This is a genomic window from Photobacterium sp. J15 (genome assembly GCF_963870815.1).
Lineage (GTDB): Bacteria > Pseudomonadota > Gammaproteobacteria > Enterobacterales > Vibrionaceae > Photobacterium > Photobacterium marinum.
Window position 1 is genome coordinate 913,232 of the sequence record NZ_CAWMUI010000002.1, and the last position, 12,359, is coordinate 925,590.

At 46.0% G+C, this 12,359-nt stretch carries 10 protein-coding genes; 8 read left to right on the forward strand and 2 right to left on the reverse strand.

The features are described from left to right. Positions 1-84 precede the first annotated feature (84 nt). The 5 genes from AACQ93_RS21010 (at position 85) to AACQ93_RS21030 (ending at position 6,296) form a co-directional block, all read left to right on the forward strand. Entirely contained in the window at positions 85-720 is a 636-nt protein-coding gene (locus tag AACQ93_RS21010) for a LysE family translocator (RefSeq protein ID WP_064609656.1), read from the forward strand. A 317-nt stretch (positions 721-1,037) separates the two neighbouring features. Beyond that, positions 1,038-3,092 (forward strand): alpha-amylase family glycosyl hydrolase, encoded by a 2,055-nt coding sequence (locus tag AACQ93_RS21015; RefSeq protein ID WP_064608461.1) that lies wholly within the window; start codon positions 1,038-1,040, stop codon positions 3,090-3,092. A gap of 87 nt (positions 3,093-3,179) precedes the next feature. Further along, complete coding sequence (gene cutA / locus AACQ93_RS21020) at positions 3,180-3,503, forward strand: divalent-cation tolerance protein CutA (RefSeq protein WP_084419372.1); 324 nt, start codon at positions 3,180-3,182, stop codon at positions 3,501-3,503. A gap of 323 nt (positions 3,504-3,826) precedes the next feature. Continuing rightward, the gene (locus tag AACQ93_RS21025; RefSeq protein WP_064608463.1) at positions 3,827-4,921 is read left to right on the forward strand and encodes a phosphotransferase enzyme family protein; all 1,095 of its coding nucleotides are present in this window, start codon (positions 3,827-3,829) and stop codon (positions 4,919-4,921) included. Then, positions 4,902-6,296: an MATE family efflux transporter gene (locus tag AACQ93_RS21030; RefSeq protein WP_157097619.1), complete on the forward strand. Its 1,395-nt coding sequence runs from the start codon at positions 4,902-4,904 to the stop codon at positions 6,294-6,296. Before AACQ93_RS21025 ends, AACQ93_RS21030 begins: the two co-directional genes overlap by 20 nt. Positions 6,297-6,390: 94 nt before the next feature. On the opposite strand, the gene AACQ93_RS21035 is transcribed toward AACQ93_RS21030, so the two are convergent. Then, positions 6,391-8,037 (reverse strand): electron transfer flavoprotein-ubiquinone oxidoreductase, encoded by a 1,647-nt coding sequence (locus AACQ93_RS21035; protein WP_064608465.1) that lies wholly within the window; start codon positions 8,035-8,037, stop codon positions 6,391-6,393. A 134-nt stretch (positions 8,038-8,171) separates the two neighbouring features. On the opposite strand from AACQ93_RS21035, the gene AACQ93_RS21040 reads away from it, so the two are divergent. Together AACQ93_RS21040 and AACQ93_RS21045 are read left to right on the forward strand one after the other, a co-directional pair. Further along, positions 8,172-8,921 (forward strand): electron transfer flavoprotein subunit beta/FixA family protein, encoded by a 750-nt coding sequence (locus AACQ93_RS21040; protein ID WP_064608466.1) that lies wholly within the window; start codon positions 8,172-8,174, stop codon positions 8,919-8,921. After that, positions 8,921-9,853 (forward strand): electron transfer flavoprotein subunit alpha/FixB family protein, encoded by a 933-nt coding sequence (locus AACQ93_RS21045; RefSeq protein WP_064608467.1) that lies wholly within the window; start codon positions 8,921-8,923, stop codon positions 9,851-9,853. Before AACQ93_RS21040 ends, AACQ93_RS21045 begins: the two co-directional genes overlap by 1 nt. Positions 9,854-9,873: 20 nt before the next feature. Here AACQ93_RS21045 and AACQ93_RS21050 read toward each other — a convergent pair whose 3' ends face one another. Continuing rightward, positions 9,874-10,839 (reverse strand): LysR family transcriptional regulator, encoded by a 966-nt coding sequence (locus AACQ93_RS21050; protein WP_064608469.1) that lies wholly within the window; start codon positions 10,837-10,839, stop codon positions 9,874-9,876. Between the two features lie 109 nt (positions 10,840-10,948). On the opposite strand from AACQ93_RS21050, the gene AACQ93_RS21055 reads away from it, so the two are divergent. Then, entirely contained in the window at positions 10,949-12,334 is a 1,386-nt protein-coding gene (locus AACQ93_RS21055; RefSeq protein ID WP_064608471.1) for an MATE family efflux transporter, read from the forward strand. Positions 12,335-12,359 lie beyond the last annotated feature (25 nt).

Consider the following 12,359-nt stretch of genomic DNA (forward strand, 5'->3'; position numbering starts at 1 on the left):
AAAAGAGCATGACGGAATTCTTTTCATTTGGAGCTGTTAGTTTGATAATTAGCCGCCTGAAATACTTTTATGGAAAACGGTTCAATGGAAATTCATACTCTGGTGTTGTTTGCGGTAGCCTCTCTGTCTATAAATCTGATTCCCGGTCCGGATGTGATTTATATAGTCTCTAACACCATGAGAGGGAAAGCTTCTGCGGGCACTCAGGCTGCACTAGGATTGGGTGTAGGATATATTTTCCATACTCTTGCAGCGGTGTTTGGTTTGTCGGCTCTGATTTTAAGCTCGGCCTATGCCTTTCTGGCGGTGAAATTTCTGGGAGCGATATACTTGCTGTATCTGGGGATATCATCACTGCTTAATTTCATCAGGGGCAAATCAAAAATGAACCTGCCAGAGCAGGAATCCGATGCACCCGCTAATGTGTTCCGGCAGGGGGTCATCGTTAGTGTGCTGAATCCGAAAGTCGCAATGTTCTTCCTGTCTTTTCTGCCACAGTTTGTAGATACCTCATCTGCTTCCGCATCTTATCAGCTATTGGTTCTTGGTTTGTTGTTCTGTACGTTGGCAACATGCTGTAATGCGGCTTATGCCTTGCTTGGTAACTGGGTATTCCAGAGTGCTAAAGCTCCTGCCTTTAGCCGGGTGATGGAAGGTGCTTCCGGTTTTTTGTTGATTGGTCTTGCTGCCAGAATTGCAGTAAGTCAAAATCGGGTTTAAAACGTTGTACGGCTTTTCAGGAGCCATTTTTTTTGAAGTTATCTGTTTTTTCTTAAATTGTGGTTACCCTCACGAACACGTACCAGACTGATTTCATTGCAATGTATTTATGATGCGTATAACAGTCAGCTCGTTTAGTTTATGCTAATGGCTGATTAAAAATCAGCGCCCAATCTCATTTTGTGGCTAGCTGAATCTTTCTGAATGGTCATTTCCGGTCACTAAAATCAACGATCGTATCTACTCCCCCCGTCTACGCCGGGTTAGCCTCTGGCGGGGGATGGTCTCTTTGAGTTGTAAGTCATTAATAATCACAAATGTACCTTATAAAAAGAAAACTCAAGGAGACCATCGTGATTACAAGGAACATCAAATCCTGTCTGGCCCTGGCTATTGCTGCATCGCTTTCGGCATGCGGCAGTTCCGGTTCATTACCCTCTTCTGAAACCCCTGTTTATGCCTGTGATGCCGCTATGACTGCGCAGGCTGATGATTTGCGTATTTATCAGATTATGGTTGAGAGCTTTGTTAATGGTGATGACGCCATTGGCCATGGTACCGGCTATGGTACAAGCCACCATAAAGGTGACTTACAGGGTGTGATTGATTCCCTGGATTACATCCAGTCATTGGGGATGAATGCAATCTGGCTGACACCGATTTTTAATTCTGTTCCTGTGGAAGGTCAAGATCACTGGGCAGACCGTTTAGATGCAACCGGTTATTTCGCCAGTAACTATTTTGCGATTGATCCGCGCTTCGGCACTATGGATAAAGCCCGCGAATTGGTAGAAAAGGCACATGAGAAAGGACTTTACGTCTTCTTTGATGGTGTATTCGGTCACCATAAAGGTAATGTAGTGCCTTCTCCACAGGGACGTTTGCCAGTGGGAGAAAACAATCCGGTGAGCTACCCGGAAAGCCTTGAGTTCTATAAAGAAGTTGCGACATATTGGATTAAAGAGCTGAAGATTGATGGCTGGCGTCTGGATCAGGCGTATCAGGTGCCAACTGACGCTTGGAAAGAGCTCCGTAAGAGTGTTGATGAAGCTTCTAAGTCTGTCACTTACACCAATGCCAAAGGTGAAACAGTGAACCCGATGGGTTACATGGTGGCAGAGATTTGGAATAACCAAAACTACATCAATGAAACTGGTTATGGCCCACAAGGTGATCCGGCGCTGTGCTCTGCTTTTGATTTCCCGATGCGTTACCGTGTTGTAGAAACATTTGCGGCTAACGAGAACGCTGTTGGTGGTAAAGGCGGTGAGTGGCTGGCAGAAGGGATGGATTTACATAAGTTGTATCCGGGTCATGCCAAACCAAACCTGATGTTGGGTAACCATGACTTAGTAAGACTAGGGGATCTGCTTCAACGAGGTGGGATTGCTTCACCACAGGATGCTGAATACTGGCTACGCAACAAAGCTGCTATCTCATTCCTGGCTGCTTATACCGGACCGATTACCATGTATTACGGTGAAGAAATTGGTGATCAGGTAGAAAACTATGCTGCGAAGGTAGAGCAGGACTGTGCAGTCAAAGGTTTGTGTGATGATCATGTGGCTCGTTCAAGCGCTAAAATTGATGGTGTGACAGTGTCGCTGAATAAGCATCAGGCAGAGCTGCGGGATTATGTTTCAGAGCTAATGACGCTTCGTGCGGGTCATCCTGCATTATCAAGCGGCAAGCGTACTAATGTGATGGCAACGGATGCGATTTATGTTGATCACAAGCAAGCAGACAATGAAGCGCTGCTGTATATGGTCAGCACGACGTCAAGGGCTGACATCATTCCGTTAGATGGTGCTGATATTGGTTCTGAAGGCATGTTAATCGATTTGATGTCCGGCGATAAATTCAAAATGCAGGACGGCAAATATTATATTCCGATGACTGCGTTTGAAGCTCGCTTCCTGAAAATTGAAACCCCGTCGGCCGCCGGAGTGAAAGTGAAAGAAGCTGCAGCAGTTTCTCTGGTTGGAGAAGGTTTCATGGCTCAGTGCGATAATCCGACCGTTGAAGGCGTAGGTCCGGTAAACGAAACCTTGTATGTTGTCGGTGACTTCGCCGATTCCGGCTGGAAGCATAAGCCAGCCCGGGCTTTTGAATATAAAGGCAGCAATGTCTATCAGGTAGTGAAAGAAGAAAAAGCCGGCGCTTACCGAATGCAGTATGCGAGTAAAGACTGGTCTCCTCAGTTCACAGCTGACGGCCTGTCATTGAAACCGGGTGAAAAAGGGAAGTTAGCACGTGGTGGTTACGGCAAAGATACTGCAGTAACTATTCCTGAGGCCGGGCGTTATGTCTGGAGTTTGGAGTTCAGTTCTGACGGTCAGCCACAGAAGATTATGGTCTCTAAGTGCCATTAAAATCATAACAAATCTGAATCAAGGGGGCTTTATTGCTCCCTTTTTGGTTTATAATTAGACGGTTACGGGTAGATAAGAGAAATAACAATGACAATGGAACATGAATATTGTGTGGTCATGACGACCTTTGCGAATAAAGCAATTGGTAAGAAAATTATTAATTCTCTGATTGAAAAACGCCTTGCCGCTTGTGTTCAGGTACAAGCTGTTGAGAGTTACTACCACTGGGAAGGAAAGGTGAATTTTGATCATGAAAAATTAGTGATGATTAAAACCAAAACATCACTTTATGATCAGGTTGAAGCCGATATCCTCGCTAACCATGATTATGACACTCCAGAGATTATTCAGATGCCGGTAACAGCTGGATTTACGGATTATCTGAACTGGATAAAGGATGAGTGTAAATAGGTTATTAACTATAAAATTGCCAATTTAGCCATCAGGTTCCATTAATATTCATTTTGACAAACAATAATGCCTGATTTATCAAATAAATCAGGCATAACTGTGAAAGCAATCACGTTATGTAGATCCGAGCTGTTGTTATTCTTCTTCGGTCTGTTTGAAAGTGTTCCTCATTGTTCAAGCGACACCATTCTCTAGTAATAACTCTTATTTTTTAACCATTAACCTTCTAATTTGTCCCGTTGTTTACTTCTTAGTGTTAAGTGAAGAGAAGTGAATTGTTTGGGCTGAGTCCCGTTTATCTGATATCAGGAATAATAACAATAATGTCAGCAGAACCAGTACAGCGGCGTTTACAATTTGTATTAGACGCCTATCAAAAATACCCGAATGACAATGTTACTCTGTGTTATTTCGGTATGGCCAATGAAGTGTTTATTGTGCCGACCAAAGAGGGGAAATACGTTCTTAAGAACTGCTTTAAAAGCAATACCCGAGAATTAATCACGAATGAAGTGGCTTTGATTGATCACTTGAATCGTAATGGCTGCCCGACGCCAGCCATTATAAAAGATAAAAACGGCAACCCGTTCCTAGAGTTCGATGGGCAGTTTTATGTGATGACCGAATTTATTCCGGATATGACATATAACTGGTCAAGTGATATTCCGGACAAAGCACATAAGGAGACGGTACGAGCATTAGCTGATTTTCACAAAGCCACCAAAAACTTTGATGAACCTTATCCGGGATTACGGGTTGGCTTTCTTGATATGCAAGCTTGCCGCAATTGGTTATCGGGCCTTCAACAGCAAATTGAGGTAGCAGATAAGTCGAGAGCCTCTGTGGCTAAAATGGCGGAGCTATTACCACAGTATTTTGCCTTGCTTAATAAGCTTGAAGATGAAATATCGACGCTGGATTTATCTGTGCTTGAAAAGTGCTATATCCATGGTGATTTGCATTGCTTTAATCTTTTTTATGATCAGGAAGGAAATTTCACTCAGGTAATAGATTTCGATTTTTCCCGTTATGACTATCGTCTGGCTGATATTTTCTGGAGTAGCCGGATATTCTTTTTCCGTGAATTGAAGAAAAGATATAGCCGTAAAGAGTTGGACTCTGATGATTTTGAGTTAGCTGAAGATGAAGCTGTCGAGATATTATCTAAGATCTGGCGGATGGTAATTAGTGAATATCGGAAATCAACTTCACTTTCGGCGCAGGAACTTTCTTTTGTTCATCTCTTTGTTAAGGCAGTACCGCTTTATATTGTTCGCTTCTTCGAGTTAACCAACAGCGAAGAAGAGTGCCTTGAACATTTAGAGTGGTTTGAATGGGAGCTATCCCGAGGCGACAAGGATGCGCAAGGTTTGCAATCAGTTATCAAGCGAGTAGTCGATGAACTTGATTCAAAATAGTACCCGGCATGTAAGGCCAAATCTGGCGCTTCCTATTATCCGGCTGGCATTGCCAATTATGATTCAGGGAATTCTGTTCACTCTGATGGGGTTTGTGGATTCTCTGATGATCGGCCAGCTGGGAGAAGGTGCAATTTCAGGCTTGGGTAACTCGAGTCAGCTTCTCTCATTCAGCTTCCTGTTGTTTGCTGCGCTGTCGACTGGGGGCAGTATTTTGATTTCCCAGTATTCTGGGGCGAATCAATCGCATAAGCTGGTGCATGTCGCACAGAGTATGATCTCAACAGGCTGGCTGTGCGGATTATTACTGGGGGGAATCTTCTACTTTTTTGCTGAAGAGCTGATTGCGATTCTGACTACGGACATCTTTCAACCGTGGGGAGAGTGGTCCGCCGTGCCTGAAATTGCAGGGAGTTATCTGCGCATTGTCGCTTTTGCAGTACCTTGCATGTTACTTTCACAGATGGTTTCTGCGGTATTTAATGCATCTGGTGATACGAAAACACCGGTTAAGGTCTCTGTCTTTTTCAATGTGGTCAATTTCGCCGGTAACTACATTCTGATTTTCGGCCTGAAACTACCGGGTATTGCTGAGCCATTGTTTACCCCTTTAGGTTTGCGAGGTGCCGCCTTTGCAACTTTGATTGCCAGTGCTGGGCAAAGTTTTGTTCTACTGGTCTTTCTTATGCGCCAGTACAACATTGCGAACTTATTAACGCCGAACCGGGAATACCTGAAAAAAATCATTGAGCTCGGGTATCCGAATACGATTGATGGCTTTTATTGGCAGGGGGCTCGTGTGTTTTACACCGTGCTGATGAACTCTGTCGGTGCTGTCGCTTATGCCGGGTATGCCATTATCCGAACCTTTAAGGGACTGTTTATGTTGCCGGTCGGCGGCTTGCAGCAGGCAACGGCGATTCATATCGGTAAGTTACTGGGAGCAGGCAAGTTCCGTCAGGCGCAGGCTTGTGCGAACAGTGCCATTATGGCTGGGTTGGCGATTATGACTATTCCGGTTGTGCTCTTGCTGTTGTTGGCACATCCGCTGTTGGGGCTGTATAAGATTCAGACTGAAACTTACGAGCTGGCTTATGTCTGTATTTGGGTTCTGGCGTTCTCGCTGTATTTCACTTCTGTCAACTCAGTGATCCCGGGGTTACTGAGAGCCGGAGGTGATGCCAAAGCAGTAATGAACATCACTTTGGTCAGTTTTATCGTGGTTGGCGCTCCGGCCAGTTTCATCCTTGGTATCTGGTGCGACTGGGGCCTGATAGGTGCTTTTATCGGTATATCTCTGGAAGAAGTGTTTAAGGCCGGATTGTTTATCCGCCGGATGAGGCGTGGTCTCTGGCTGAAAAATCTCGTTCGCTGATTTAATCTTTCTATCCAAAGCAAAAACGAAACGCCATCGCAGTGTTTATTAATAAACAGCGGTGGCGTTTTTTATGATATTCAGTTTGGTATAGCTACATATTCGGATAGTTCGGCCCGCCGCCACCTTCAGGTGGTACCCAATTGAGGTTCTGCGATGGATCTTTGATGTCACATGCTTTGCAATGGATACAATTGCTGGAATTAATCTGAAATACCGGCTGCTCATTAATGGTGACGATTTCATACACACCTGCCGGGCAGTATCTCTGGCTTGGCTCGTCGTATAGCGGTAAGTGAGAAGCAATTGGTACAGCCGGATCTTTGAGTTTCAGGTGGCAGGGCTGGTTTTCCTCATGCTGAGTAGCAGACAGGTAAACAGACGATGCTTTATCGAAACTCAGTTGGCCGTCAGGCTTGGGATAGGGGATTGGCTTACATTTCTCAACTGGCTTTAAGCATTCATGATCTGCTTTTTCGTCTTTGACTGTCCATTTCACATGGTGGTTGAACAGGTTATGTTCGAGAGAGGCCAGTGCGCCGCCAATCAGATTGCCGAACTTATGAATTTGTGAGCCAAAATTCCGGGAATCATACAGTTCATCATAGAGCCATGATTCAGCATAAAGACGCTCATAGCCTGGTATGGTCTGATGAAATCCCTGTTTGATTTCGGCAAAAACCGCTTCGGCGGCCAGCATGCCGGATTTCATTGCGGTATGGCTGCCTTTGATTTTGGCAAAATTGAGTGTTCCGGCATCGCATCCGGCTAAAACACCGCCCGGGAATTGTTGTCGGGGCAAAGAGGAATATCCGCCTTTGGTTATTGCTCTGGCACCATAAGAAATTCGGTGGCCGCCCTGAAGATATTGCTGGTAGAGCGGGTGGTGTTTCATGCGCTGAAATTCGTCAAAAGGGCTGAGATATGGATTGTGATAATTGAGGTCGACAATCAGTCCGACTGCGACCTGATTGTTCTCAAGGTGATACAGAAAACTGCCGCCAGTCGTATCTGACTGGCTCAACGGCCAGCCGATACCGTGAATAACATAGCCGGGTTTGTGTTGGTCCGGTGGAATTTCCCACAACTCTTTGATTCCGAGAGCGTAGTGCTGGGGATCTTTATCATGATCAAGCTGGAATCTCCCGATAAGCTGTTTGCCCAGGTGGCCACGGGCACCTTCTGCAAAAATGGTGTATTTTGCTTTAAGATCGATACCGGGTTCATAGTTGTTTTTCGGGTTGCCGTCTTTGTCGAGCCCCATATCAGCGGTAGCGATCCCGGCAACAGCCCCCTGTTTGGTATAAAGGATTTCAGCGGCGGCAAAGCCGGGGAATATTTCCACTCCCAGATCTTCGGCCCGCTCACCAAGCCAACGGCAGAAATTTCCAAGGCTGATAACAAAATTACCGTCATTCAGCATTGGCTTTGGCGTGATTTCTTCGGGAATACTCAGATAGTTACTCTGATTGGTCAGCATGCAGAACTTTTCTTCGGATACTGCGGTATGGAGCGGAGCATTCAGTCTTTCCCAGTCTGGAAACAGCTCATCCAGCGAACGATGCTCGAAGAGGGCACCGGATAAAATATGCGCTCCGACCTGAGCCCCTTTTTCTACCACACAAACAGACAAGGCCTGATTCTGCTCCTGAGCCAATTGCATGAGCCGACACGCTGCAGAGAGTCCCGCAGGACCTGCTCCCACGATCACCACATCAAACTCCATGCTTTCTCTTTCCATGCCTACCTTCCCGAAAACAATTATCGAGCCATGACAGATACAGCTAAATATAGTCCAGTTGACGTAAACGTAAATTCAACTAGGCTCAAAGTGTAGTTGCCCGGGCTGCATCTTTGTTTAAAAAGGAATGCATTGTGAAAGTATTGGTAGCTATAAAACGGGTCATCGATCCTTATGTCAAAATCCGCGTGAAAAGTGATGGTTCGGGCGTTGAAACCAACAATGTCAAAATGGCCATGAACCCTTTTTGTGAAATCGCGGTTGAAGAAGCTGTTCGGCTGAAAGAAGCCGGTTATGCAGACGAAATTATTGTCCTTTCTGCCGGAGAGACAAGCTGTCAGGAGCAATTGAGAACAGCACTGGCTTTGGGAGCAGACAGAGCCATTCACATAGATACAGAATCCCATCTTGAACCGCTGACTGTTGCAAAATTGCTTCGTGCTGTGATGAAACAGGAACAGCCATCACTGGTTCTTCTCGGTAAGCAATCCATTGATTCTGATAATAATCAGGTTGCCCAAATGTTAGCTGCGCTTACCCAGTGTTCGCAGGGTACATTTGCGTCAATGCTTAGCATTGAAGGTGACGGCGTAACGGTAACCCGTGAGGTTGATGGCGGCCTGGAGACATTAAAACTAACACTTCCAGCCATTATCAGCACAGATTTGCGCCTCAATGAACCTCGCTATGCCTCTTTGCCTAACATCATGAAAGCCAAGAAGAAATCTATGCAGGTTATCACCCCTGATGAGCTGGGTGTCGGGATTAGTCATCACCAGCAAATATTGGCGATAACGCCACCTCCTCAGCGTCAGGCGGGAATGCGGATCGGCTCGGTTGCTGAGCTGGTTGATAAGCTGAAAAACGAAGCAAAGGTGATCTGATGGCGACGTTAATTATTGCAGAGCACAATAATCAGGTTGTCGCTCAGGATACGTTGAAGGCGATTCAGGCGGGGCTGTCGATTGATTCAACCGTGACTGTTTTGATCGTTGGAAAGAACTGCCGTTTTGTAGCGGATGAGCTGAGCCAAGTAAAAGGTGTTGATAACGTTTTGTTGGCAGATGAGCCGGTTTATGAATATCAATTGGCAGAAAACGTGGCTGAGCTTATTGTGGAAATTGCAGCGCATTACAGCCATATTCTTGCGGCTGCCACCACATTCGGTAAGAACCTGATGCCCCGAGTAGCAGCACTATTGGATGTCGGTCAGTTATCAGATGTGATTGAGATTCAGAGCCCGGATACAGTTATCAGGCCGATCTATGCGGGAAATGCATTAGCGCAGGTGAAGTCGGAAGATTCGATAAAGGTGATCACCATTCGTAGTGCCGCTTTTGATGCCGCACAAGCTGGAGACAGTCAGGCTGAAATTCTTGAGCTGAATAAGGTGATCCCATCAGATTTATCGGAGTTTGTCAGCAGGCAGACTCCAGAAAGTGAAAGACCTGAGCTGGCTGCGGCGCGGGTTGTAGTGTCCGGAGGCCGTGGGCTTGGTAGTAAGGAAGGTTTTGCGATGGTAGAAACGCTTGCAGATAAACTCGGTGGAGCTATTGGCGCATCGCGGGCAGCCGTCGATGCCGGATTTGTTTCCAATGATTTGCAGGTCGGTCAGACGGGTAAGATTGTCGCGCCTGAGCTTTATATTGCCATCGGGATATCAGGCGCGATTCAACATTTGGCGGGCATGAAAGATTCAAAAGTCATTGTGGCAATTAACAGTGATCCGGATGCGCCTATTTTCCAGATTGCAGACTATGGCTTGGTGGGCGACCTGTTTGAATTAGTGCCTGAGCTGATTAAATCTCTTGATTAAATTTCAGCAGATTCGTCAGTTTAATTCTGATTCTCAATGATCTGCCAGCCTTTTTGTTTTGCCATTTCGAACATTTCAGCCTGTTCGGTTTCAAGCTGTTCAGTCAACCAAGTGATAAAGTTTGTGACGGCGTCACTTTCAAGCTGGCAGTGATAGTAGTACTGCCACGGGCTGTCGATAATTGTCGCCGAGCGGGGAAGCTTGAGATAGCCCTGTTTCAGTTCATGCACGACTAACATCAGGTCAGTTATGGTTACGCCTTGCCCGGCAAAACAGGATGTCAGCGCCATGTCCAGCGTATCAAACGTAAGCCCTGAGTTATTCATTAACTCCGACTTATGGTTTCGCTTTAACCATTCGCGCCAGTCTGAACGATCTGGGGTCGGGTGTAGTCGCGGATAAGTCAGTAATTCATCGACACTGATAGCTTTGTCGGTTTTGGTCAGCAGTTCTGAATATACCGGAGCCAGGTACTCTTTTCGCAGCATATTCTTATGGTACTGGCTTTTGGGATCGCGATGTAAACCGTAAATAGCAACGTCATAGTCGTCATCATCCAACCTTAGTGCCGTGTCCTCAAAACCCAGAACGGAAGTCAGTACGATATCCAGTGACGGGTACTGTTCCTTAAAGGAATGCAAGCGAGGGATCAGCCACCTCACACCGAAACTCATTGCCACTTTAACCCGTAACGGAGCATTTTCTTTTGTTTTCAATTGGCGGATCATGCCGTTTAAATCGCTGTATTGGCGAGTTAACAGCAGAGCAATTTCCTTGCCTTCGCCAGTTAGGGTAAGGCTTCTGTGCTGACGGATAAATAACGGAAAACCAAGATGATCTTCTAGCTGACGGATTTGTCGGCTGACAGCACTTTGCGTCACATTCAACTCGGTAGCAGCCTGGGTAAAACTCAAATGCCGGGCAGCAGCTTCAAATACCCGAAGTCCGTTCAGGGATGATGGCAGCAGAGAGTGTCGGTATTTCATGAGTCATTTCCCTTTTTGCATGAGTTTTTGGAATGCAAGGGTGCCATAAAAGTTGTTTGAAACTCAATGGGATAATTCATAAATTACCCTAATAACAAAAGGGGAATATATGAAAAAACTGATCAGCCTGGCTGTTCCGCTGATTATTTCGCAGCTGGTTGCACAATTACTTGTGTTTACCGATGTCTGGATGATGGCTCAATTAAGTATCTTAGCCATTGCCGGAGGTGGCTTAGGTGCTGCGGTTTACTCGATCGTGTTTATTATTGCAGGCAGTACAGTCGGCTGTGTGGCGAATTTGATTGCGATTGCGTTTGGTAAGCGAATTACTCATCCGGAAAAAGGTGATACTGAAGTCCGCTCATCACTTAAGGGCGGTATTTTGCTTGCTGTTATTTTGACTCTGTTGCTCCAGCCTGTCTTTTTGATGATGCACGATCTTCTGCTGGTAGCCGATCAGGATCCACAAGCGGTAACTTTGGCTGTTGAATATCTTGATGCACTTAAATGGTCAATGCTGCCGAGCTTGATGCTGTTGGTATTGCGTAGTCTGGTCAGTGCATTTGGCGATACCCGTTCAGTGATGATTATGTCGATTGTGACTGTTGTACTGAATGTACCGCTAAATTATCTGTTTGCTTTCCATTGGGGGATGGGCCTGGCTGGCCTTGGTTACGGAACCGCTCTGGCGGCTTTTCTGGTGATGCTGGGTTATGGTTACTGGGTGTTTAATCACGCTAAATACAGAAAGTACAATCCGTTCGAGAAGCTGGAAGAGTATCAACTCAGCGCCATGATTCCGCTGCTGAAGATTGGTGTGCCAATCATGATTGCAACCTTGCTTGAATATGCGTTGATTTCCGGTGCTGCATTGCTGGCCGGAACATTGGGCGCAGTATCACTGGCTATTCACCAGATCGCGTTGCAATGCCTTAACTTTTCATGGAACATCGCGTTTGGTTTTTCTCAGGCCGCTTCGATTCTGGTCAGTCAGCATGTCGGCAGTAAAGAATCGGATTTAGTTCGTCGTTATGCGATTCAAGGACTGGTGACAGTGACAGCAACCAGTGCTGTAATCGGCTTGCTGGTGAGTATCTGGCCTGAATTCCTGACAACAGTATTCAGCGTTGAAGGTGATGTGCTTGCCTCTGAGCTTGTTGCTGCGTTACCTGGAGTCATGGTTATTGTGGCGATGTGTTTTGTGGTTGATGCATGGCAACTGGCGGCAATTAGTATTCTGCGCGGAATGAAGGTGGTAACGGCACCGACAATTTCAACTGTGATAGGTTATTGGTTGATTGGTTTACCGTCGTCCTGGGCTCTGATGAATATCATGGGACTAAGAGGTGTTTGGGCTGGACTTGGAATCGGTCTGGCGGCAACCGGAGTTATGTTGGTGCTCCTGTTGTTCAGACATCTGGCGAAACTCAAAAAACAATTCGCCGGGAATGGGATGGAATCAGGTAACTCAAGTGGTTCTGCATTATCAATTTAGCTGTCAGGCAGATGGATATAGCCAA